The 23,813-nt window shown below is 60.9% G+C and carries 21 protein-coding genes; 12 read left to right on the top strand and 9 right to left on the bottom strand.

Annotated features, from left to right (window positions below; all coding sequences use genetic code 11):
- Positions 1-41: 41 nt before the first annotated feature.
- Entirely contained in the window at positions 42-470 is a 429-nt protein-coding gene (locus tag AC3IX4_RS03200) for a polyribonucleotide nucleotidyltransferase (protein WP_489259203.1), read from the top strand.
- Positions 471-488: 18 nt separating this feature from the next.
- Positions 489-1,361: a cation diffusion facilitator family transporter gene (locus tag AC3IX4_RS03195; protein ID WP_489259202.1), complete on the top strand. Its 873-nt coding sequence runs from the start codon at positions 489-491 to the stop codon at positions 1,359-1,361.
- Positions 1,362-1,370: 9 nt separating this feature from the next.
- Here AC3IX4_RS03195 and AC3IX4_RS03190 read toward each other — a convergent pair whose 3' ends face one another.
- The 4 genes from AC3IX4_RS03190 to vgrG form a co-directional block, all read right to left on the bottom strand.
- A complete protein-coding gene (locus AC3IX4_RS03190; RefSeq protein WP_489259201.1) occupies positions 1,371-2,339 on the bottom strand; it encodes a DUF6515 family protein in 969 nt (322 codons plus the stop codon).
- Positions 2,340-2,551: 212 nt separating this feature from the next.
- The gene (locus AC3IX4_RS03185) at positions 2,552-3,181 is read right to left on the bottom strand and encodes a DUF2931 family protein (protein WP_489259200.1); all 630 of its coding nucleotides are present in this window, start codon (positions 3,179-3,181) and stop codon (positions 2,552-2,554) included.
- A gap of 37 nt (positions 3,182-3,218) precedes the next feature.
- Positions 3,219-3,848, bottom strand: a complete 630-nt coding sequence (locus tag AC3IX4_RS03180) for a DUF2931 family protein (protein ID WP_489259199.1) — start codon at positions 3,846-3,848, stop codon at positions 3,219-3,221.
- Positions 3,845-7,843 carry a type VI secretion system tip protein VgrG gene (vgrG, locus tag AC3IX4_RS03175; protein ID WP_489259198.1) on the bottom strand — a complete coding sequence of 1,333 codons (3,999 nt, stop codon included), beginning with the start codon at positions 7,841-7,843 and terminating at the stop codon, positions 3,845-3,847. Before vgrG ends, AC3IX4_RS03180 begins: the two co-directional genes overlap by 4 nt.
- 416 nt (positions 7,844-8,259) lie before the next feature.
- On the opposite strand from vgrG, the gene AC3IX4_RS03170 reads away from it, so the two are divergent.
- Positions 8,260-8,739 carry an Lrp/AsnC family transcriptional regulator gene (locus AC3IX4_RS03170; RefSeq protein ID WP_489259197.1) on the top strand — a complete coding sequence of 160 codons (480 nt, stop codon included), beginning with the start codon at positions 8,260-8,262 and terminating at the stop codon, positions 8,737-8,739.
- Between the two features lie 83 nt (positions 8,740-8,822).
- Entirely contained in the window at positions 8,823-9,026 is a 204-nt protein-coding gene (locus AC3IX4_RS03165) for a DUF2788 domain-containing protein (RefSeq protein ID WP_489259196.1), read from the top strand.
- A gap of 7 nt (positions 9,027-9,033) precedes the next feature.
- On the opposite strand, the gene AC3IX4_RS03160 is transcribed toward AC3IX4_RS03165, so the two are convergent.
- The 4 genes from AC3IX4_RS03160 to AC3IX4_RS03145 all read right to left on the bottom strand — a co-directional run bounded on the left by AC3IX4_RS03160 (position 9,034) and on the right by AC3IX4_RS03145 (position 15,707).
- Positions 9,034-9,663 carry a pseudouridine synthase gene (locus tag AC3IX4_RS03160; protein WP_489259195.1) on the bottom strand — a complete coding sequence of 210 codons (630 nt, stop codon included), beginning with the start codon at positions 9,661-9,663 and terminating at the stop codon, positions 9,034-9,036.
- Between the two features lie 64 nt (positions 9,664-9,727).
- Positions 9,728-11,230 (bottom strand): AMP nucleosidase, encoded by a 1,503-nt coding sequence (gene amn / locus AC3IX4_RS03155; RefSeq protein WP_489259194.1) that lies wholly within the window; start codon positions 11,228-11,230, stop codon positions 9,728-9,730.
- A 38-nt stretch (positions 11,231-11,268) separates the two neighbouring features.
- Entirely contained in the window at positions 11,269-12,918 is a 1,650-nt protein-coding gene (locus AC3IX4_RS03150; RefSeq protein WP_489259193.1) for an acyl-CoA dehydrogenase family protein, read from the bottom strand.
- A gap of 797 nt (positions 12,919-13,715) precedes the next feature.
- A complete protein-coding gene (locus tag AC3IX4_RS03145; protein ID WP_489259192.1) occupies positions 13,716-15,707 on the bottom strand; it encodes a sensor histidine kinase in 1,992 nt (663 codons plus the stop codon).
- A 262-nt stretch (positions 15,708-15,969) separates the two neighbouring features.
- Between AC3IX4_RS03145 and AC3IX4_RS03140 the strand changes: the two genes are divergently transcribed.
- The 4 genes from AC3IX4_RS03140 to AC3IX4_RS03125 all read left to right on the top strand — a co-directional run bounded on the left by AC3IX4_RS03140 (position 15,970) and on the right by AC3IX4_RS03125 (position 19,480).
- Positions 15,970-16,767, top strand: coding sequence for a hydroxymethylpyrimidine/phosphomethylpyrimidine kinase (locus tag AC3IX4_RS03140; protein ID WP_489259191.1), 798 nt, complete (start codon positions 15,970-15,972; stop codon positions 16,765-16,767).
- A 24-nt stretch (positions 16,768-16,791) separates the two neighbouring features.
- Complete coding sequence (gene thiE, locus AC3IX4_RS03135; protein WP_489259190.1) at positions 16,792-17,418, top strand: thiamine phosphate synthase; 627 nt, start codon at positions 16,792-16,794, stop codon at positions 17,416-17,418.
- Between the two features lie 16 nt (positions 17,419-17,434).
- Positions 17,435-18,718, top strand: coding sequence for a glutamate-1-semialdehyde 2,1-aminomutase (hemL, locus tag AC3IX4_RS03130; RefSeq protein WP_489259189.1), 1,284 nt, complete (start codon positions 17,435-17,437; stop codon positions 18,716-18,718).
- A 213-nt stretch (positions 18,719-18,931) separates the two neighbouring features.
- On the top strand, positions 18,932-19,480 hold the full coding sequence (locus AC3IX4_RS03125) for a tetratricopeptide repeat protein (RefSeq protein ID WP_489259188.1): 549 nt from the start codon (positions 18,932-18,934) through the stop codon (positions 19,478-19,480).
- A gap of 6 nt (positions 19,481-19,486) precedes the next feature.
- Here AC3IX4_RS03125 and AC3IX4_RS03120 read toward each other — a convergent pair whose 3' ends face one another.
- Positions 19,487-19,813, bottom strand: a complete 327-nt coding sequence (locus AC3IX4_RS03120) for a DUF1820 family protein (protein WP_166570920.1) — start codon at positions 19,811-19,813, stop codon at positions 19,487-19,489.
- Positions 19,814-19,944: 131 nt separating this feature from the next.
- On the opposite strand from AC3IX4_RS03120, the gene miaB reads away from it, so the two are divergent.
- The 4 genes from miaB (at position 19,945) to AC3IX4_RS03100 (ending at position 23,806) form a co-directional block, all read left to right on the top strand.
- The gene (gene miaB, locus AC3IX4_RS03115; protein WP_489259187.1) at positions 19,945-21,273 is read left to right on the top strand and encodes a tRNA (N6-isopentenyl adenosine(37)-C2)-methylthiotransferase MiaB; all 1,329 of its coding nucleotides are present in this window, start codon (positions 19,945-19,947) and stop codon (positions 21,271-21,273) included.
- A gap of 184 nt (positions 21,274-21,457) precedes the next feature.
- Positions 21,458-22,474, top strand: coding sequence for a PhoH family protein (locus AC3IX4_RS03110; RefSeq protein ID WP_489259186.1), 1,017 nt, complete (start codon positions 21,458-21,460; stop codon positions 22,472-22,474).
- A complete protein-coding gene (gene ybeY / locus AC3IX4_RS03105) occupies positions 22,467-22,961 on the top strand; it encodes an rRNA maturation RNase YbeY (protein ID WP_489259185.1) in 495 nt (164 codons plus the stop codon). The genes AC3IX4_RS03110 and ybeY overlap by 8 nt, the downstream gene beginning before the upstream one ends.
- Positions 22,962-22,966: 5 nt before the next feature.
- Complete coding sequence (locus tag AC3IX4_RS03100) at positions 22,967-23,806, top strand: CorC family transporter (protein WP_489259184.1); 840 nt, start codon at positions 22,967-22,969, stop codon at positions 23,804-23,806.
- The last annotated feature ends 7 nt before the right edge of the window (positions 23,807-23,813 follow it).

The raw sequence follows: 23,813 nt of genomic DNA, 5'->3' as shown, positions 1-23,813 counted from the left end.
CTGTTTGCCTGTATCGTGGCGACTTCAATCTGGAGATTTCGATGCGTATTCCTTCTCGTCTTATTGGCGGCGCTGTGGTCGCTGCCCTGCTGACCCAACTGACCGCCTGCGGCACGCTGTTCTTCCCGGATCGGCGCGGCCAGATCGAGGGCCGAGTAGACCCTGTAATCGTTGCATTGGACGCCATCGGTATTCTTTTCTATGTCATTCCCGGCCTGATCGCCTTCGGTATCGACTTCGCCACGGGTGCGATCTACCTGCCCGGTGGCAGCACCGCGCAAGTCGCCCCGGAAAAACTGCAGGAAGCCATTGGTGCTGATGGTCGCGTCGACAACCACAAGCTGCAGGCTATCCTGCAAAGCGAACAGGGCCTGAACCTGCCGCTGGACGATCCGCGCCTGATCCAGCACAAGGGCAGCCTTGAACAGCTGGCCCTGTACGGCGTCACACCGGCTACCCACGCGCTGTAACTAGGAAGCTTCGCCCACATGAGCCAACCCGCCGAACACGCCCGGTTGCTCCGGCTGGCGACCCGCGCCTCACTCGCGGTCGCCAGTATTCTGATCGTCAGCAAGGCCATCGCCTGGTGGCTCAGCGGTTCGGTGAGCCTGCTGGCTGGCCTGACCGACTCCGTGCTGGATGGGTTTGCCTCGTTCCTGAACTTGCTGGCCGTTCACTACGCCCTGCGTCCCGCCGATGAAGACCACCGCTACGGCCACGGCAAGGCTGAAGCGCTGGCCGGCATGGCGCAGGCGCTGTTTATTGCGGTCAGTGCCCTGCTGATTGGCGGCCAAGCGATTGAGCGCCTGCAAAATCCGCAACCGCTGGGGGATACCGGGGTCGGGATTGCGGTCATGCTGCTATCACTGGCCCTGACCGTGGCGCTGCTGGCCTTTCAGCGCAAGGTAATCCGAGCCACTGGCTCGACAGCCGTGCGAGCCGACTCCCTGCATTACCGCTCTGACCTTCTGCTCAATAGCAGCATCCTGGTCGCCCTGGTGCTGGCGCGTTTTGGCTGGCCGCAAACGGATGCGTTCTTTGGGTTGGGGATTGCCGTGTACATCCTCTGGAGCGCAGCCCAGATTGCCCGGGAAAGTACAGCAGTATTGATGGACCAGGAGCTGCCCAGCGACGTCAGCGAACAGATGCTGGCCCTGGCGCGCGGCGTGCCGGGTGTCCTGGGGGCTCATGATTTGCGCACCCGAATTTCCGGCAGCCACTGGTTTGTACAACTGCACCTTGAGCTGCCGGGCTCGCTCGCCTTGACCCAGGCGCATGACCTGTGTGAACAGGTCGAAGCGGCGATCAGGGCGCAATACCCGCGGGCCGAAGTGTTGGTGCATGCGGACCCTATTGTGTAAGGCCTCACCTCAGTTGACGCTATACCCTCGACCACTCAAACAGGCCGCCATCGCCCTGCGATAGTTCTGCACCACATAATCGGGCGGTGCATAACTGGCCGACGCTGGATCAAAGCCACTCTGCTCCACCGCCCAGCGATGGCAGTCATAACGGTCCTGGTCCACCTGTTGCGGGCTTTGCCCATAGGCCGGGTAGGCCACCACGTCATAGGCATTGCTGACCGGTTGCGCACTGACGTGCGGCGGGTCCACCACCACGTAATCGCGCGAGTCGTTCATGTATTGGTAATAGGTGCTAGCCGCCAGGAAAAACAGCGCACTGCCTATCCAGACTTCCTGAGCATAAGGCGGCAGATAAGCGACGCGAATCCCGTGCGGTGGCCGGACCACGAAATAGCGGGGGCCCTGCGGCCGATACCAGTAGCCACCGGAATAGAAATAATCGCGACCACGGTAAGGCACGCGCCAGTGCCTTTCAGGGAAACTGTTGATCACATGACCCGGGCGATATTGCGGGCCGCTGCCCCACCCATTGCCATGCCCGTCCGGGCGGCCATTCCAGCGATGATCGTTCGGCCGCGGAGCTGTTTGGTATTGCCGATAATTGGCATTCCCCCGAGGCACATCCTGGTAGTAACCCCGTTGAGGAGACTGAGACTGGCGGACCTCAGACGGCTTGCTCTGAATGGGCGACGTATTGCCCGGCTGCCCGCCACGGTTGGAGTCATGCTGCGGCTGGCGTTGCCCACCTTGCCCTTGACCATGCCACTGGCCGCCTTGGCCACGCTGCTCGCCTTGCCCCGAGCCGCCATGCTCGCCCCGATTGGAGTGACCACCGCCATTCCCGCGCTGCTCGCCACCGCCTCCAGCACTTCCCCGCAGCTGGTCCTGCGCGTTCGGCCCTTCGGCCAGGGATTGAGCGCTAACGCCCAGACAGAGCAGACCAACACCAGCCACACGCCAGATGCGCGACTTCATGCTTTCCTCACCGAGGTAGGGGGGTATTTATGAGACTGACAAAACCGGATCCGGTTCTGTGCTTGGGTGTTTAGTCTGCATTAAAGCGGGTGTGAACATCATGACTGACAACAAAAAATCGTTCCTCGGTCTCCTATTCTTCCCTGACATTTACGCCAGTAACACGGCGCCGCGACAGTGCCTACAAGGCCCTGATGCTTTCCTGGATCCTCCTACCAAGTACCATAAGGAATCCCGTGCTCGTCGATGTAGGCCTGCGCCTCTGGATTCGGCGCACGGTAATAGATCCCTCGACCACTCTTGAAGGGCCCCAGCGGTTCGATTTCGGCCTGGAAGCGGCCGACTTCCCGGTAGCCTAGACGGGCGACCCCTACCCATACTTTGACAATCCCACCGGGTGCCAAACCGAGGGTAACTCTGTTGCGATAAAGCGTTATTTCCGCCTGATCGAATGGGCAGAACACCCGCTCCGGCTTGATCATCTCATCGCGCACCCACTGTGGGATCCTGATGCCGATTTTGTAGGTCTGCGGCTCTGCCAATGACTGCCAGCGCACAAACAGCTGCAGCGGCAGATCGACGTTGTTTACTGGCTTAGCTTTACCGCCGCCCTTGTGCCAACCCTGTGGCTTGCGGGTATAACCCACTACCCCGCCATGCACTCGAAAGAACGCCAAGCCGCGCTGGTCGAGCACATCGACGCTCTCGACCCAAACCTCCATGTGCCGTGGCGCGGCCAGACCGACGTACCAACTGGGGTACGGCAGCTTGGGCGGCCTTGGCCCGCTGGCGCAGGCCGTCAGACTGAACAGCAGGGCAAACAGCGCTGTCACGCGGATCATTGCGGATAATCCTGCTGCGGTTGGTTGGGGTAGACACCTACCAAGTGCTATAAGGGATTCCGTGCTCGTCGATGTAGGCCTGCGCCTCTGGATTGGGTGCACGGTAATAGATCCCACGGCCACTCTTAAAGGGCCCCAGTGGCTCGATTTCGGCCTGGAAGCGGCCGACTTCCCGGTAGCCTAGGCATGCACCTCCAACCCAAACTTTGACAATGCCGCCCGGGGCCATACCTAAGGTGATGGAATCCCGATAGTCGTCTATCCATTTTTTAGAGCCCTGGCAGAACACCCGCTCTGGCCTGACCATCTCGTCGCGCACCCACTGCGGGATCCTGATGCCGATTTTGTAGGTCTGCGGCTCTGCTAGCGATTGCCAGCGCACAAACAGCTGCAGTGGCAAATCAACATTGTTTATGGGCTTGGATTTACCGCTGCCCTTGTGCCAACCCTCCGGCTTGCGGGTATAACCCGCTACTCCGCCAAATACATGGAAAAACGCCAGTCCGCGCTGATCGAGCACATCGACACTCTCGACCCAGACCTCCATGTGCCGTGGTGCGGCCAAGCCGACGTACCAACTGGGGTACGGCAGCTTCGGCGGCTTGATCCCGCTGGCGCAAGCCGTCAGGCTAAACAGCAAGCCGAGCAGCACTGTCAGGCGCCTCATTGCGGGTAGTCCTTTTGCGGCTGGTTGGGGTAGACGTTGCGCTTGGCATTGTGCGTTGGCTTGTTGACCATCAAGCCTTTGCTTGGCGTCCAGTGGGCGGAGCGGTGGATATAGCGACCCAGCAGCAGGAGTTCCTGCTCCGGATCCAGGCAGACCTCTTGGCCCGCCAGCACCTGATCCAGAATCCGTTCGGCGATGGGTTGCAGCTCCTCCGGCATGCGAAAGCGCTCGTCTTCGTCGCTGATGGCATCGAACGGCACACCGTGCTGCACTGCCATTTCACGCATCACCCGCAAGGCAATCAACCCCAACTCGCCACGAACGGGTCGGTCGAGAATGGTCTCCAGCCAGAACATCTCGTTAATGGGCGGGCGATCCCCCTTCGACACCACAGCGATCGGCGTCACCTTGACTTCGAGACTACCGTCACCGGCCAGACCGCTGGCGCGTAGCCGCTTGGCGTGGCCGTTGACTTGCTGCCACTCGGACACACTTTCCAGCGGCGTGTTGACGGGCAGGGTCAAACGAAGCGGCTTGCTCAGCCAGAGGCGCTCAAGGCTGCGCGGCCGGTAGCCGCCACCGACGTCGGAATGTACGCCGGGCAAGCAGATCTCCCGGTGGCCCTTCTGCACGCTGTTGAGGGAAAAGTTGTGGCGATGCTCGTCACGGGCCTGCAAGTGAAGGACCTGACGCGCACAGCCGGGCGGCAGGTACAGGTTGACGCCGGGGTTGATGTCATCAGACACGGAGAGATTGCCCGGCGCCGCGATGGCCGCGACCGTGTCAAATACGCCGATCAGGTTGAGGCTGACGTCCACTGCGGGGTCGAAGGTGGTCAACAGGGTAAAGCGGCCGGGCTGCAACAGTTCGGCAAATACCCCGCGTCCTGGCTTGAGTAACTCGTTGACGCAATGACGGGCTGCAGCAGCGCCGCGACTGAAGCCGAAAATGTCGAACTCGACCTTGCGAATGTAGACGCCTGGGTTGGATAGCTGGAAACGGTTCATTTCCTTTTCGATCAGCTCTGGTGCCTTCCTGACCCGTGCCACCACCCCGGTCTCGCCCTGGCCCCAGATCTGACCATAAAGTGAGTCCTCTCCGCCGCTACGGGTGCCAATGCCCTCTATGTATACCGGCACATAGCCCACCTCCGCACCGTCCGGCAGCCCATCAGTCGCATGATCGGGATACAACTCATGCAAATGCACCACATTACTCGGCGCATTCCCATAGCTGCTATCCGGCCCGCTCATAAACCCATCACCATCAAACTCGCCAAAACCACGGGCCTCGCACAGTTCGATGATGCTCTGCAACTCGCTCTCTTCGAACAACGCCAGGTCTTCGCGCCGGCACTGGGCGGTCAGCGCGGCATTGGCCTCGTTGTTGCCGGTGCCATCGAAAAACAGCCCCAGGCGCAGGATGATGCCCACCGGCAGTTCTTCTTCCTCTTCTTCCTCCTCGTAGTCGTACACCAGCGACAGCGCTTCGGATTTGACGGTCCTGACCCGTTCGGTCCAGCCCTGGCTGTCGGTAATGCCCTTCCAGACCTGGCCCGACTCGGAGGTGATCCGGTAGCGCACCCCGGGCATGATGGTTTCGCCGTCGCTTTCGAAGATGTGGTACTGCTGGGTGAATTCCCGCGGTGGATCGATGGCGGCGGGCAGCGTCGGCAATTCGACCGGATCCGGGGCCTTGACCCTGAAGTAGTCGAAGTACGGCGCCTTGATGTTGTAGTCGCCCAGGGTGCCCGCTTCGATCTTGCATTGGTCGAGGGTGAAGTAGCTGCCACCCGCGTTGAGGGTGATTTTTTTCTTTGCCGTGATGAAGATTTCGTCTTCCGTGCTGGTGATGTGCAGGCCCTTGCGCGCCAGCAGTTCCAAGGTGTCGTTCTGAGCCTGGACGCTAACCGGGCCTTGGTTGGCGACCAGTTTGATCCCCAGCTTGCGCACGAACAGGCTCAAGCCCTGGCCAACGCCGATGAACAGGCGCTTGGCGATGCTGAAGTCGGCCTGGCCCCCGGCGTTGAGCATCAGGTTGTCTTGCGCGGCCAGTTGCAGGTGCTCGCCGCTGCTCAGGGCGATGCCTTTCGGCGCACTGAGCAGCAGCACCGAGGCCTTGAGTTGTTCCAATTCCTGGCGCAGCAGCGTGACCTGCGCGGCCACGTCGGCGGGCTCGACGCTGGCAGCCTGGGCATCGACCGAGAGTGCTTGCAGTTGCTCGCAGGCCTGTTGCAGGCGGCTGATCGGCGCGCTCATTTCCAGCTGTTGGCCCTGAGCCTTGGGCTGGGCCTCGGCGCTGATCAACAGACCACCACCTGCTCGTATCGCGCCATGACTGTCGCTGCGCAGCTCAAACCCCACACCCCTCGGCTTGCGCTCCCGATCCACCAGATGCCCAAGGTTCAACTGGCTCTTGCCGCCGTGCTCAGTGCTGAGCTTGACGTGCTCCTGCCCCCGCGTGTCGTCCAGCCGCAGCTTGTTGTTGGCCGGAGTGCGCAGCACATTGCGTTTGTAGTTGTACAAGGCCACGTGGTCGGGGTTGTTGCTGTCATGCAAGGCATGGGCGATGTAAGGCCGGTCGGGGTCGCCCTGCTCGAAGGCCACCGCGACTTCGGTGCCGGCCAGCAATGGCAGGTGCAGCCCGTAGGTGTCGCCGGCGTAGGGCCGGGCCAGGCGTAGCCAGCAGCTGGCGCGGCCGGTCGGCCATTCGTCGCGGTCGAAGAGGAACTGCACCCGGTAGCGGCCATGGCTATCGATGTCGGCGTAGGGGTCGGTTTTTTGTGGGTTGGTGACCCGCGCGGGCACGGTGCCGGCGATGCTCGGTTTGGGCAGCAGTGGCGGCCGGTAGCAGCGGTCGTTGGCGGGGAAGTACGGGATGGCTTCGAAGTGGCTGATAAAGCTGCGGTCGCGGGCGGCGCAGGGTTTCAGGTGGGTGATGACGATGCGTTCGGCGAAGGCCTGCGGCACGTTATTGCCGGTCAGTTTGAGCACTTGGCCCGGCGCCAGGCTGGGGCTGTTGCTGAGGCCCTTGAGCACGGTCTGGCTGTTGAGGTAGCGCTGGTGGCGCAGGCGCGCGTAGAAATAGCCGCTTTCGCATTGCACCTTGTGGTCGAAGTCGTAGCGATCGCCCAGTTCGGTGTAGGGCTCGGCGTAGTGGTAGGCCTCGCCGTAGGTGGTCTTGGCGCCGCGGGTCTGGTCGATTTCGCCGTCGAGAAAGGCCTTGGCGTTGCGCGGGTCATAGCTGCGGATGTTGATGTGTTGTTCCACCACCCGGTGCTCGGTCTGCAGCTGCCAGGCGGCGACCTTGGCGTGGCTGTCCAGGCCGGTCGGCGGGCCGTGGGGCAGTTCGATGCCGTACTGGTAGTGGGCCTGGCTGTCGTGGAATTCGACCACCTCGATGCCCAACCGGTCGTCGCTGGTGAAGCGGTACCAAATGCCGATTTCGGCCAGCAGCCGGTCGATGAAGGCCAGGTCGCTTTCGCCGTATTGCATGACCTGCGCGCGCCGCGGGTACTCGCGCGTGAGGTTGAAGTAAAAGTCCTGGCCAAGAAAACCGTGGCGGCTGCGCAGGATGTGTTCGACGATCTGCGGCACCGATTTGTCCTGGTAGATGCGGTACTGCTGGCCCCGCTCGAGCCGGGCCAGGCGCGGTTGCAGGGTGACTTCGTAGCGGGCTTCGTCCTTGGAAGCGGACAGGCGCTTGAAGGCGGTGATCACGCCGTGGAAGGTGCGCAGCGGTCCCACTACTGGGGACTTGGGCAGATAGCGGCTGGGTTTAACAGGTCGCTCGTGCAGGGTGAAGGTGGCGCGCTTGTTGAGGATTTGCTCCAGCGGCAGGTCCTGCACGGTGCAGGTGAATTCGATGTGGTAGCTGAAGGGCTGGCTGAGGCGTTCTTCGCCGTGGAAGGCGAGCACGTCGAAAGTGGCGTCCTGGCGGTAGATTTTCAGGGTGTGGCGGCTGTGGTTGAAGAACAGGCGCGGTGGGTTGGCCATTTTCGACGCTCCTTGTGTCGGGAGTCGTCAGTAGAAAGGTGAACAGCACTGCGAATACAGAGGCCATTTCCCAAAGATTTCTGGAAATTTCCGAAGCCCAATAAAAAAGAGGAACCAAACGGTCCCCCTTCGAGAATTTTGTCCTTGCGCGACGCTTTTGACGTCGGCTCACCTCACGCCGTCTTCTGGACAGTGTGTAGCCCGGGGGCCAAGCACAACCCTGTGGGATTGCTGGCCGCGGTTCTCCTGCTTGGGCGAACCGCACTGGACTCATGTCCGGGCAGTGATTCTGGGTAAAAGAATACGGCGAACGCCGCGACAGAAGATTGCGAATATTGCTCAATGAAACACCACTTGCGCAATTTTTCACTTCAGATAGATAATTTGCAGCAATTCAACCAACAAAGGGCTGATTCATGAGCAAGCTGGATCGCTACGACCTCAGCATTCTTGCCGAATTGCAGCGCGATGCGCGCATCTCCAATCAGGAACTGGCCGAACGTATCGGCCTGTCCCCCTCCCCGTGCTCACGACGGGTCAAGCAGCTTGAGGATGATGGCTATATTTCCCGCCAGGTCGCCTTGCTCGATCGCAAGAAGCTCGGCCTGAGCCTGACCGCCTATGTGTTGATCGGCATGGACCGTCATACACCTGAGCGTTTTGAAACCTTCGAAGCGGCTATTCGCACCCTGCCGCAAGTGCTGGAGTGCAGCCTGGTCACGGGCATGGACGCCGACTATCAATTGAAGGTGGTGGTGCCAGACATGGATCACTATCAACAACTGCTGCTGGGCCATTTGACCCGCATCGAGGGCGTCACCAACGTGCGCTCAAGCTTTGTACTCAATCAGGTGCTCAACAGCACCGAGATGCCGTTGACCCACTTGCGCAGTTGACCACAGGCAGTGGCCGGGGTGGCACATCGGCGTATAATCGCCCGCCGTGTCTGACCTGGCCTGTGGCCACTGGGAGTGTATCGATGGATCCTGCTGTATTCGAAGAGTGGATGATGACGGGTCTTGTCACCCTCCTGGTCGGCTTCATGGGTTTTATCGTCTGGGATTTGGCGAAAAAATCCAAGGCTGGCCGGTTCGGCACCCTCATTCTGTTTTTTGTGCTGGGGCTGGGCATTCTCGCGTTTATCATCAAAAGCGTGGTCATCGCCTATATCGAAGGCGTCTGAGCCTGCTCTACAGCTTGGCCGGCACTTCGCGCCACTGGCCCTGATCAAGCCCTTCCAGCGTCCAGTTGCCGATGCGCACCCGCACTAACCTCAGGGTTGGCAAGCCGACAGCGGCTGTCATGCGTCGCACCTGGCGGTTACGTCCTTCCTTGATGACCAGCTCCAGCCAATGGGTGGGCACGCTCAGGCGAAAGCGCACCGGTGGGTTGCGCGGCCACAGTTGCGGCTCTTCCAGCAATCGGGCCTGGGCCGGCAAGGTCATGCCATCGTTGAGCTCCACGCCCTTGCGCAGGCGCTCCAACTGCTCCTCGGTCGGCTCACCTTCAACCTGTACCCAATAAGTCTTGGCCAGTTTGTGCTTGGGGTCGGCGATGCGCGCTTGCAACTGCCCATCGTTGGTCAACAGCAGCAAACCCTCACTGTCGCGATCCAGTCGCCCGGCCGGATAAATACCCGGCACATCGATGTAATCCTTCAAGGTCGCCCGCCCTTCACCGTCGCTGAATTGGGTCAGCACGTCGAAAGGCTTGTTGAACAAAATCAGTTTCGGTTCGGCAGGCGGCGCCTTGGCGACCCGGCGTTTGGGCGCAGGTTTGCCTGAGGGTTTGTGGGAGGGACGACGGGGAGGCAAAGACATGGCAATCAAGATTCAATCCGGCAGGGTCGCTCATGCTAGAGCGCCCTGCCCGATTGAGCAAACCTCAACGGAACGGCGGTTCGTCGAAGCTGCGCAGTTTGCGTGAATGCAACGAGTTCAACTCGGTGCGCAACAGGTCGAGGGCGGCGATGCCGATCTTCAAGTGCTGGCTGACGGCGCGGTTGTAGAAAGCGTTGGCCGAGCCTGGCAACTTGATCTCACTGTGCAGCGGTTTGTCGGACACGCAGAGCAAGGTGCCGTAAGGCACACGCAGGCGATATCCCTGGGCCGCGATGGTGCCGCTTTCCATGTCTACCGCTACTGCGCGCGACAGGTTGATCAACGGACGTTCCTCAGCCCAACGCAGCTCCCAGTTGCGGTCGTCGTAGGTCAATACCGTGCCGGTGCGCAGGCGTTTCTTGAGTTCATCGCCACGCTCGCCAGTGACCTGGGCTGCCGCCTCTTGCAGGGCCACTTGCACTTCGGCCAGGGCGGGGATCGGGATGTTCGGCGGCACTACCCGGTCGAGAATTCCGTCCCGCCGCATGTAGGCGTGGGCCAGCACATAGTCACCGATGGTCTGCGACTGACGCAGGCCGCCACAGTGGCCAATCATCAGCCAGCAATGCGGGCGCAGTACCGCCAGGTGGTCCGTGATGTTCTTGGCGTTGGACGGGCCGACACCGATGTTGACCAGCGTCACGCCATCGCCATCGGCAGCGATCAGGTGATAGGCCGGCATCTGGTATCGGTGCCAGACCACCCCCGCCACTATCGCCTGGGCTTCGCCATTGTCCATGCCCTTTTCGATGATCACGTTGCCGGGCATGACCATGCGCACGAAGCGCGGGTCGTCACGCAGTTGCTCAAGGCCGTGCATGACGAACTGGTCGACATAACGGTGGTAGTTGGTCAGCAGGATCCAGGGCTGCACATGGCGCCAGTCGCTACCGGTGTAGTGCACTAGCCGGCGCAGGGAAAAGTCCACCCGCGCCGCGTCGAACAGCGCCAGCGGCAGTGGGTCGGCATTGGCCCAGTCGTGCAGGCCATCGGCGATGCCGTCGGTGGCGGCAGACAAATCGGTGCTGGGGAACACACGCGCCAGCGCCGCCGCCGTGATGCCACTGCCCGCCAGTTCATCGCCCTGCTCGACGACATAGGGGTAAGGGATATTCTGTTCACTGACGCCGACTTCTACCGTTACGGTGAAATCTTTCATCAAAGGCCGTAGTTGCTCCAGCAGGTAGCCGCGAAAGGCCGCCGGGTGGGTAACGGTCGTGCTGTAGGTGCCAGGCAACTGGACTTTGGCGTAGGCGCGGGTGGTAACAGGCACTTCGTCATGAAATTCGTAGGTCAGCCGCAGCTCGGGATAGCGGAACAGTTCACGCTGGGCAGCGCTCGGCTCGGTGCGGTCCTTCAGGTAGCACTTGAGTGCATGGCTCAGGGCGTGGGTCGCTTGATCATGCAGGCTGGCGAGTAGATCGACAGCCTGCTCGGGGGTTTCAACGGTCACAAAATCATCAGCTCGGGTCACGTGAAACTCCTGTCTTATCTTGCCAAGCTTCATCTTGCCTCTAATGGGCGACAGGCCGCAACGCTGGCGAATCAGCTCCAGAGCGGGGTGCTGCGCTGCAACAGCGCCTGCACCTGGACACCACGCGGCAAGCTGCCATAAACACGCCCGCTTCCCCCTAGGCGGCTGGCGATGAATCCGTCGCTGACCGCCGAATCTCCTGCCTCCAGCAGCAGTTTGGCTTGCAGGCCCAGGGCGATATCCCCGGTCAACTGACGAGCGCGGTACTGGATGTCATCGGTGTCTTTGAACGCGGCCTTGAGGCCCTCGATATGCTTGGCCAACCGCTTGTCACCGTGGCCGTCACCCAGTTCGATGAACAGCGCCTCCAGCACGCCAGGCTCCTTGGACAAGGCGCGCAGCACATCCAGGCACTGCACGTTGCCCGAGCCTTCCCAAGTCGAGTTGACCGGGGCTTCGCGGTACAAGCGCGGCAGGATGCTGTCCTCTACATAGCCTGCGCCGCCCATGCACTCGGCGGCTTCGTTGATCATGGCCGGTGCTCGCTTGCAGATCCAGTACTTGCCCACCGCGGTGACCAGCCGGGCGAAATGTGCCTGCTGGGGGTCATCCAATCGATCCAGCGCATTGCCCATGCGCAGGCTCAAGGCCAGCGCCGCCTCGCTTTCCAGCGCCAGGTCGGCCAGTACGTTCTGCATCAACGGTTGCTCGCTGAGCAGGCGCCCACTGACCCGTCGATGGGCACAATGATGGGTCGCCTGGGTGAGCGCCTGGCGCATCAAGGCGCTGGAGCCGACCATGCAATCGAAGCGGGTCATGGCGACCATTTCGATGATGGTCGGCACACCTCGCCCTTCCTCGCCGATCATCCAGGCGAGCGCTCCGCGAAACTCGACTTCGCTGGAAGCGTTGGAGCAATTGCCGAGCTTGTTTTTCAAACGCTGGATATAGAACTCGTTTCGACTGTCGTCCGGGCGATGGCGGGGCAACAAAAAGCAGCTCAAGCCCTTGTCGGTTTGCGCCAGGGTCAGGAAGGCGTCGCACATGGGGGCGGAGCAGAACCACTTGTGCCCCACCAGCTCATACGCCTGCCCAGGCCCGCCGGCGCCCACCGGATATGCACGGGTGGTATTGGCGCGCACGTCGGTCCCGCCCTGTTTTTCGGTCATCGCCATGCCAATGGTGGCGCCGCCCTTGTGATGAATCTCGACATTGCGCGGATCGTATTCCCGGGCCAGCACCTTGGGCAGCCAGAGCTTGGCCAGGTCCGGTTGAAGTTTCAGTGCGGGTACGCAGGCAAAGGTCATGGTCAGAGGGCAACCACTGCCGGCTTCGGCCTGAGAGTGCAGATAGGTCATCGCCGCCCGCGCCACATGGGCACCCGGTTGGGGGTCGGTCCAGGGCAAGGACGGCAGGCCGTGTTCAACCGCTGTGCGCATCAACTCATGATAGGCAGGATGAAATTCCACCAGGTCGATTCGATGGCCGTAGCGATCATGGCTCTTGAAGATCGGCTTGTTTTCGTTAGCTAGAAAACCTGCGGCCATCAGCGGCCCGCCAGCCAATGCGCCATAGGCGTCGATTTGCGGCTTGGCCCAGCCGGCACCGTAACGCTGCGCCCATTGTTGTAGCGGCACGTCGATGCGGTAGAGGTTGGCGCCGTCCAGAGAAGGTGGCTGGTTGGTGACTTCGTGGGTTTCGGCGAACGCATGCAGGTCCATACAAGGCTCCTTCGATCCAGTCGATTGACCTCAGTGAACCATGCTCTGGCAGACACTCAAAGTGACATAAGCGCCGAACCTCTGTTTGTAGGAGCGACGGGGGCGCCTAGCCCTTGGTCGCGATGGCCTCACCGCGGTGTATCAGGCAAACCGCGGCGTGTTCATCGCGGCTAAAGCCGGCTCCTACACCAAGCCGCGCAGCCGTCCGGGTAGGAGCCAGGCTTGCCTGCGATGAACATAGGTATCTACACAATTCTGGGGCAGCGCGGCTCTTGTAGCCGCTGCCGAGGTACGAGGCTGCGATCGGCAGCGAAGCCGTCGTAAATTCAGGCCCTTCGGTGTGCCTGATGGATTACGGTCTCAGGTTTTACGGCCGCTTCGCTGCCGATCGCAGCCTCGTACCTCGTCAGCGGCTACATTCGTAGCAGTAGACGAGTTCAGCGAGGCCAGGTCCGGGGACGTAGTCCTCGCAAAGCCTGTACTCGCGGTGTATCTGAATACTGAAGTGCCAGGTTTTACGACTGCTGCGCAGCCGGACGTGGCCTCGTTCTACTCGTCCACTGCTACGAAATGCAGTACACCAAAAGATGTGTAGATACCTATGCTGCGATGAACGCACCGCGGTGTATCAGCCAAACCGCGGCGTGTTCATCGCGGCTAAAGCCGGCTCCTACACCAAGCCGCGCAGCCGTCAGGGTAGGAGCCAGGCTTGCCGGAATGCCGGACCACTGCGATGAACGTACCACGGTGCATCAAGCAAACCGCATTCCGCAGAAAGTTCAGGGGGCTATCGTCAGTCAGGGTCGGCGGGGCGCGCCAGGCATCTGGACCATGCCCTGGCTGGCCTGGGAGATGACCAACGGTAACGTGAGCTCAAAGGTGCTGCCTTCACCTGGGGTGGAATGGTGCTTGAGACGCCCGCCCATCAACTCGGTCAGCTGCCGACAGATCGCCAGGCCAATACCCAGGCCGCCGTACTCTCGGCTCATGGAGCCATCCACTTGGTAAAAACGCTGATACAAGGTGGCATCGTCGAGGTGGCTGAAGCCGATGCCGCTGTCAGCAACCTTGAACGTTAACTCCAGCACCTCCTGCGCCACCTCTCGACTGTGAACCCTCAGGCTGACAGTGCCGTGCCGGGTGAACTTGATGGCGTTGTCGAACAGGCAAGCCAGGCACAAGCCGACCTTCTTCGCATCGCCGTGCAGCTGGTCGGGGATCTGCGCCGCCACCACGACGGTAAACGCAAGCTTCTTGGCCCGTGCCGGCCCACTGAATTGCAGCTGCAAGCTGTCGAGCAACAAGCGTAGGCTGAAGTCCGCATGAATCGGATAGAGCCTGCCCGCTTGCAGCTCGGTGAGGATCAGGATGTCGTCGATCATCTGCATCATGTCCTGCGCGGAGCCCGCCGCCGTGCGTCGGTATTGATCCAGATCCGCTGTCAACGGCACGGTTTCCATCAGCTCGAGAGAGCCGATCACGCCGTTCATGGGGGTGCGCAATTCGTGGGTGACCGTGGCCAAAAACTCATCTTTCAAGCGGTTGCTATTGGCCAGCTGTTGGTTGACTACCTCAAGCTTTTGTCCTGATTCCTGCAGGGTCTTGGCCTGCTGCTCGCGCAGGCTGTTGAAGCGGTCGGCCAGAGCCAGCGACAAAAGCCCGACTTCCAGCGCCGATCCGATCTGGCTGGCATACATGGTCAAAAAGACGTTGGGCAGGTAGCCCAGCACCATCAGGGTATTGACCAGCCCGCCCAACAATAGGGCCGACCAGGCAATGATGAAATACCGCGCCACTCGCAGGCCGCGCCACCAGGCCACCATCCCGGCGCTGAAGATGATCACGGTAAAGAGCAGCGCCAGCAGCGTTGCCATGCGCAGCGCGAGGCCGTAACTGCTGCTCAGCGACAGCACCATCACCAAGACGCCACAGGCCATCAGCACCTGCAAGGTTCGGTCAAGCAAGCGCCCGTAACTGGCCATCTGCAAGAAGCTACGCGTGAATTGGCAGCCGAACAGCCCTGCTGCTCCGATGAAAAAGGGCGTCGCCGCATTGGCCCACCAGGGGTTGTTCGGCCACAGGTAGTGCACCCCGGCGCCGTTGACCGACACCTGATACAAGCCGAACGAGGCGATATAGAAGATGTAGAACAGGTAACTGGTGTCACGCACACTCAGGTAGATAAATAGGTTGTACACCAACATTCCGGCCAGCACGCCGTAGATCAACCCGAACACATAGAGCCGGGTGGGCTGCGCTTCGATATAAGCGGCATTGGACCACAGCGTCAGCGGCGCCTGGAGCGAACCCTGGCTTTGCAGGCGCAGGTAGATCGTTCGGTCCTGGCCTGGACTGAAGGGAATCTGGAACAGATAGTTGTTCTGCCTGACCTGCCGGCTGGCATACGGCAAGGCATCGCCGGTGCGCTGGGCGAGATAGAAATGACCGCTTTCATCGGCCAGGTACAGGTCCAGGTGATCCAGCGGCGGGTACGCCAGTTCCAGCAGCCAGTTGCGCGGCGCCGCGCTGCTTTGGGCGGCGTAGTGCAAATCGACTCGCAGCCAGAATGCCGAGGTGGAGTACCCGGCATTAAGCACGTCAGCCTGATGGGGAAGAAACTGTGCCGCCATCGCTGGCGAGGTCACCTGCGCGAGCGTGGCAGTGCCGTCGCGGTCCTCGAAGACCTGCATCGCGCGCCCAAGGGGGAGACTGCGCGTTGCGTCGTCGAACTCGACCGCGCTGGCCAGCATCGGTAGCCAGCCCAGCAGGAAAATCAGCAAATAACGCATACGGCCCCAGCGGTGCCCGCCTGCTCACGTCAAGAACCCCCCAACTCCCTTGAGACGACGGTACGGCAGTGCCTGTTATCAGTATCAAAGCACTCTAGCATAGCGGCTGATGGCCAGTTGATGCTACGTAAAAAATGGCCTTGATTGCTCTAGATCAATACTTTCAGAGAAAAATCAAAGTCCTTGACTGACCTTTTGATCAAAATTTATGTAATAGCCAGTCAGCCCCCAAAAAAATTATTTGGTGGTAAGCTCGCGCACCATGAATATCTATAGCTCCCGCCCCGTTGTCCTCTGTCTCTCCGGCCACGACCCTAGTGGCGGCGCCGGCTTGCAGGCAGATATCGAAGCCCTGATCGCACAAGGTTGCCACGCCGCTCCGGCCGTGACCGCCCTGACCGTTCAGGATACCGTCAATGTCAGCGACTTCCGCGTGCTCGATCGCGAGTGGGTAATGGCCCAGGCCAATGCCGTGCTCAACGATGCCAACGTGGCCGCTGTGAAGCTCGGCATGCTGGGTTCGCTGGAAATGGTCGACACCGTCGTCGAACTGCTCAGCGCCCATCCGCATCTGCCGATGGTCTGCGACCCCGTGCTGCGCGCCGGCGGCGGTGGCAGGCTAGGCAAGGATGAAGTCGGCTACGCCATGCGCGAACGCCTGCTGCCACTGGCCACCATCGCCACCCCCAACCTGCCCGAAGCGCGCATCCTGGCCGAATTGCCCGAAGGCACGGCAGACGAGTGCGCAGAAAAACTGCTGCCCTACGTTGAACACCTGCTGATCACCGGTGGCCACGGTGATGAACACGAGATACATAATCGCCTCTACAGTCGCAATGGCGAACGCCATACCTTTACCTGCCAGCGCTTGCCGGGTAGCTATCATGGGTCCGGCTGCACCCTGGCCAGCACCCTGGCCGGCCGCCTGGCACTGGGCGAGCAACTGGACAGCGCCGTGCGCTCGGCACTGGATTACACCTGGCGCACCCTGCGCGACGCTGAACAATTGGGCAAAGGCCAGTTCGTGCCACGTCGCCTGCCACTGGATTTCTGCTCCTGAGAAGTGAGCCTTGAGGCTTGATCAATGAAGTTACGCGGATTGTATGCGATCACCGACAGCCAATTGCTGACCGGCAAGTTTCTCTCCTACGTCGAAGCCGCGCTCGATGGCGGCGTGACACTGCTGCAGTACCGCGACAAAAGCAACGACGAGGCCCATCGCCTGCGCGAAGCCTCGGCGCTGCTCAAATTGTGCGAAGGCTACAAGACCCAGCTGATCATCAATGACGACGCGGAACTGGCGGCACGCCTGGGAGTCGGCGTTCACCTGGGCCAGACCGATGGCCCGCTGACCCCGGCGCGCGCGCTGCTCAAGCCCACGGCAATCATTGGCTCCACCTGCCACGGCCAGCTTGAACTGGCTGAGCAAGCGGCGCACGAAGGCGCAAGCTACGTGGCCTTCGGCCGCTTTTTCAACTCCACCACCAAGCCGGGTGCCCCCGCAGCCAACCTCGAGCTGCTCGACCAGGCCCGCCAACGACTGAAGCTACCGATCGCCGTCATCGGTGGCATCACCCTGGAAAACGCCCCGCCACTAGTGGCCCATGGCGCCGACCTGCTGGCCGTGATCCATGGCCTGTTCGGTGCCGACAGCGCCCAGGAAGTCACCCGCCGCGCCCGCGCGTTCAACGCTTTGTTCGAATCCGCCTGATTTAGAGAGAACTGCCATGTCCCGTTCCGAAATCCTGTTTGCCAACGCCCAGAAGCACATCCCTGGCGGGGTGAACTCGCCGGTCCGCGCTTTCAAGAGCGTGGGTGGCACGCCCCTGTTCTTCAAGCATGCCGAAGGCGCCTACGTCACCGATGAGGATGACAAGCGCTATGTCGACTACGTGGGTTCCTGGGGGCCGATGATCCTCGGCCACAGCCACCCGGACGTACTGGATGCCGTCCGTCGCCAGCTGGAGCACGGCCTGTCTTACGGCGCGCCAACCGCGATGGAAACCGAGATGGCAGACTTGGTCTGCTCGCTGGTACCGTCGATGGACATGGTGCGCATGGTCAGCTCCGGCACTGAAGCCACCATGAGCGCCATTCGCCTGGCCCGGGGCTTCACCGGGCGCGATGCAATCATCAAGTTCGAAGGCTGCTACCACGGCCACTCCGACAGCCTGCTGGTCAAGGCCGGTTCCGGTCTTCTGACCCAGGGCGTGCCGAGCTCGGCTGGTGTGCCTGCTGATTTTGCCAAACACACCCTGACCCTGCCCTTCAACGATATCGCTGCCGTTGAAGAGATGCTCGGCAACGTCGGCCAGGAAGTCGCTTGCATCATCGTTGAACCCGTGGCCGGTAACATGAACTGCGTACCACCGGCGCCAGGTTTCCTGGAAGGCCTGCGCCGCCTCTGCGACCAGCATGGCGTGGTGCTGATCTTCGACGAAGTGATGACCGGTTTCCGCGTGGCCCTGGGCGGCGCCCAGGCCTACTACGGCGTCACCCCGGACCTGAGCACCTTCGGCAAAATCGTCGGTGGCGGCATGCCGGTTGGCTGCTTCGGCGGCAAGCGCGACATCATGGGCTGCATCGCTCCGTTGGGCCCGGTCTACCAGGCCGGCACCCTGTCGGGTAACCCGCTGGCGATGGCCGCTGGCCTGACCACCTTGAAACTGATCAGCCGCCCGGGTTTCCACGACGAACTGAGCGCCTACACCAGCCGCCTGCTCGACGGCCTGCAACAGCGCGCCGATGCCGCGAGCATACCGTTCGTCACCACCCAGGCAGGTGGCATGTTCGGCCTATACTTCAGCGGTGCCGACGATATCGTTACCTTTGACGACGTCATGGCCAGCGACGCCGAGCGCTTCAAGCGCTTCTTCCACCTGATGCTCGAAGGGGGCGTCTACCTGGCACCGAGCGCCTTCGAAGCCGGCTTCACCTCGATCGCCCATGGCGAAACGGAGCTAAAAATCACTCTAGATGCTGCCGAAAAAGCCTTTGCGGCCATGAAGTAATCCTATTCGCAGTGGTCCGGCATTCCGGCAAGCCTGCTCCCACAAAGATGTGTGGGCTTGCCGGAATGCCGGCCCACCACGAATGGCGGTTAAATACTAAAGGTGGCTATTACAGAAAAACTGGTAAAGACTTTGTAAGGTAAGCTCTGCTTATTTCATAATGTGCCACTTGTGCCATCACTGGCCGCACCCTGAAGAGGTAAGTCGATCCCCATGAACCGCACCGGCCGCGCCCTGACCCTGGGCTGCCTGTTGCTTCTTCAGCCCCTGCTGGCCTCGGCAGGCGGAAACTCGTTGTTGATCCCAGCAATGGGTCGCTGCACCCTCAATACTCAGCCTGAAGACCTGCATCAAGCCGTGGCGGCGTGTGAGCAAGCGGCAAAATCAGGGGATGCCCAGGCACAATTTGAACTGGGTGAGTTTTATTACACCGGCCAAGGCGCGCCGCGTAACCTCGACAAAGCCCTCAATTATTTCGAGAAGGCATCGCTGCAAGGCCATGCTCAGGCGCAGTATCGTCTGGGGGTGATGTTCTTTCACGGCGAAGGCGTGCCAGCCAACAACATCCAGGCCTATATCGTCCTGAAGATGGCGGCGGTCAACGGTGCCGAAGAGGCGCTGGACACCGCAGACGAAGTTTCGGAAAAGATGAAGCGCGACGAGCTGGAAACCGCGACGCAGGTGCTGGGGCAAATTTTCCGCAAGTATCTGCTGGAGTTGCAGACCGCCGACGGTCGCACCCCCTTCGCCCCATTGCCTTGAACCGCTTTACTTGTCTGGCATCGGCATCGGGAATGGCATTACGTTGCTGACCCCACGGGCCTCGCTGATCTTCGGCGTACCCAGGCGCTCGACTTCATCGATGCGAATGATCGAATGCATCGGCACAAAGCTGCGCACCACACCTTCGAACTGTGCCTTGAGCTTTTCTTCGCTGGGGTCAACGACCACTTGCGTGCGCTCACCAAACACAAATTCCTCGACCTCAAGAAAACCCCACAGATCGCTTTGATAGATCTGCTTGGCGTACATTTCGAACACCTGGCCCTGGTTCAGGAATATTACTTTGTAGATCGGAGCTTCGCGTTTGGTCATCTTTGGATGTAGACAATCGGGGATGAGGGAGAGGGCGAAAACTATAACATAGCCGCCAGACAGACAACGCTAGGAACGTCTCCTTCGGGCCACTATAATGCGCGGTTCTGTGAACCACCTGATGATCTCCCATGGCCAAGAAGCTTTATATCGAAACCCACGGTTGCCAGATGAACGAGTACGACAGCTCGCGCATGGTCGACCTGCTGGGCGAACATCAAGCCCTGGAAGTCACCGCGCGCGCCGAAGACGCCGACGTCATCCTGCTCAACACCTGCTCGATTCGCGAGCGCGCCCAAGACCGGGTGTACTCGCAACTGGGCCGTTGGCGCGAGCTGAAGCTGGCCAAGCCGGACATGGTCATCGCCGTGGGCGGTTGTGTCGCCAGCCAGGAAGGTGAAGCCATTCGCAAGCGCGCGCCGTATGTAGACGTTGTCTTCGGGCCGCAGACCCTGCACCGACTGCCAGAGATGATCGACGCGGCCCGCGCCACTCAACTCCCGCAGGTGGACATCTCGTTTCCCGAGATCGAGAAATTCGACCACTTGCCCGAACCGCGCATCGACGGCCCGACCGCCTACGTTTCGGTCATGGAAGGTTGCAGCAAGTACTGCACGTTCTGCGTGGTGCCCTACACCCGTGGCGAAGAAGTCAGCCGCCCGTTCGATGACGTGATCGCCGAAGTCATTCACCTGGCCGAGAACGGCGTGCGCGAAGTGACCTTGCTGGGCCAGAACGTCAACGGCTATCGCGGCCTGACCCATGACGGTCGCCTGGCCGATCTGGCCGAGCTGATCCGGGTGGTGGCCGCCGTCGACGGCATCGATCGCATTCGTTACACCACCTCGCACCCGCTGGAGTTTTCCGACAGCCTGATCCAGGCCCATGCCGAAGTACCCGAGCTGGTCAAACACCTGCACTTGCCGGTGCAATCAGGCTCTGACCGGGTATTGGCGGCCATGAAGCGTGGCCACACGGTGCTGGAATACAAGTCCAAGCTGCGTAAGCTCAGGGCTGCCGTGCCAGGTATCTGCATCAGCTCCGACTTCATCATCGGCTTCCCGGGCGAAACCGAAAAAGACTTCGAGCAGACCATGAAGCTGGTCGCTGACGTCGGCATGGACTTCTCCTACTCCTTCGTCTACAGCCAGCGCCCTGGCACGCCGGCCGCCGATCTTGCCGACGACACGCCTGAATCGCTGAAGAAAGAGCGCCTGGATGCCTTGCAGCATCGCCTGAACCAGCAGGGCTTCGAAATCAGCCGACAGATGGTCGGCACCATCCAGCGCATTTTGGTCAGCGACTATTCGCGCAAAGACCCGGGCCAACTGCAAGGGCGCACCGAGAACAACCGGATCGTCAACTTCAGTTGCAGCGATGCGACGTTGATCGGCCAGTTCGTCGATGTGCACATTGACGAAGCGCGCCCCCACTCCCTGCGTGGCTCGCTGGCGCAATGACGATGTAGGAGCACGGCTTGCCGGCGATGCGGTCTTCCTGATGCACCGCGGTGCCTTCATCGCAGGTAAACCTTGCTCCTACAAAACCAACATCACCCTTGATCATTTAAGCGCTTTCGCGCTTAGGCGGCTGGGGTTATCCTTGAGATCATCCTTATTGCCGTTGGGCGGCTAAAAAACGACCTTGAACGCACCCATAGAACCCCATCGCTTCATTCTCGAGCCCTTTGAGGCTCGCCGCTTCGCCAATCTGTGCGGGCAATTCGACGAGCATTTGCGCTTGATCGAACAACGCCTGGCCATCGAGATCCGCAATCGCGGCAATCAGTTCGAACTGATTGGCGAGTCCAAGCACACCACGTCCGCAGAACACCTGCTGCGCCGTCTCTATCGCGAGACCAAGGCCACCGACCTGTCGCCCGAGATGGTCCACCTGTTCTTGCAGGAATCCTCCGTTGAAGAGCTGGACAACCCGGCCATCAACGAAGTCAGCGTTTCGCTGCGAACGCGCAAGGGCATGATTCGCCCACGCGGCGTCAACCAGCAACGCTACGTGAAGGAAATCCTGGGCAACGATATCAACTTCGGCATCGGCCCGGCCGGTACCGGCAAGACTTACCTTGCCGTGGCCTGCGCCGTCGATGCGCTGGAGCGCGAACAGGTGCGTCGCATTCTGCTGGTGCGACCGGCGGTTGAGGCGGGCGAAAAGCTCGGCTTCCTGCCGGGCGACCTGGCCCAGAAAATCGACCCTTACCTGCGCCCGCTCTATGACGCGCTTTACGAAATGCTCGGCTTCGAACACGTGGCCAAGCTGATCGAGAGGCAGGTGATCGAGATTGCCCCGCTGGCCTACATGCGCGGCCGCACACTCAATAACAGCTTCATTATTCTCGACGAAAGCCAGAACACCACCGTCGAGCAAATGAAGATGTTCCTGACCCGGATCGGCTTCGGCTCCACCGCCGTGATCACCGGTGACATCACCCAGGTCGACCTGCCGCGCGGCACTCGCTCGGGCCTGGCGCATGTCATCGATGTATTGGGCGATGTGCCGGGTATCAGCTTTACCCACTTCCAACCCAAGGACGTGGTGCGCCATCCATTGGTGCAGCGCATCGTCGAGGCCTATGAGCGCTATGAAAGCCATAGCGGCAACAAGGCTATCGATGCAGCACCTCGGAGCAATCATCGCGATGGTTGAGCTCGACCTGCAACTGGCCAGCGATGCGCCCCACCCTGATGAGCCCAGCTTTCGCCAATGGTGCGAGCTGGCCTTGCGTCAGCGCAAAGGCGACTCGGAACTGACCATCCGCCTGGTCGACGAGACCGAAGGCCGTGAACTGAATCACACCTACCGGCACAAGGACTACGCGACCAACGTGTTGTCCTTTCCCGCCCACGTCCCCGACGACATGCTCGATATCCCGCTGCTGGGCGATCTGGTCATCTGCGTGGGCGTTGTCGCGCGTGAAGCCGCCGAGCAAGGCAAGGCACTCGATGCCCATTGGGCACACATGGTCATCCATGGCTGCTTGCATTTGCTTGGGTATGACCATATTGACGACGACGAAGCCGAAGAGATGGAAGCCCTGGAACGGACGCTGCTTGCCGAACTGGGCTACCCAGACCCCTACGCCGACGACGAAACCGACCCACACACCACCGAATCACAAAGGGATCACGAGTAAACGCCATGAGCGAAGACCGATCGAGCAACGGGCAGAAGTCCTGGTTGGGTAAACTGACCCAGGCTTTTGCCCATGAGCCGAAAAACCGCCAGGAGCTGCTTGAGCTGCTGCGCGAAGCCCACCAGAACAAGCTGCTCGACAGCGAAGCACTGACCATTGTCGAAGGCGCGATTCAGGTCGCTGACCTGCAAGTGCGCGACATCATGGTCCCGCGCTCGCAGATGATCAGCATCAAGTCGACCCAGACCCCTCGCGAGTTCCTGCCGGCGGTGATCGACGCGGCGCACTCGCGCTATCCGGTGGTTGGTGAAAGCCATGACGACGTGCTTGGCGTGCTGCTGGCCAAGGACTTGCTGCCGCTGATCCTCAAGGAGAACGGCGAAAACTTCAATCTCAAGGACCTGCTGCGCCCGGCCACTTTTGTGCCCGAGTCCAAGCGCCTGAACGTCCTGCTGCGTGAATTCCGTGCCAACCACAACCACATGGCCATCGTTATCGACGAGTACGGCGGTGTGGCGGGCCTGGTGACCATTGAAGACGTGCTGGAGCAGATCGTCGGCGACATCGAAGACGAGCACGATGTCGAAGAAGACAGCTACATCAAGCCGCTGCCCAGCGGTGATTTCCTGATCAAGGCTCTGACGCCGATCGAGAACTTCAACGAGTTCTTCGACAGCGAGTTCTCTGACGACGAGTTCGACACCGTTGGCGGCCTGGTCATGAGTGCTTTCGGGCACCTGCCAAAACGCAACGAAACCACCGAGATCGGCACTTGGCGGTTCCGCATTCTCAACGCCGACAGCCGGCGAATCCACTTGCTGCGCCTGACCCCCATCACTCGTTAAGGATAAC

The sequence above is a fragment of the Pseudomonas sp. KH_021 genome, from assembly GCF_057838865.1.
The sequence above is the reverse complement of the archived record's forward strand: the minus strand, read 5'-3'. Positions and strand labels throughout refer to the sequence as shown.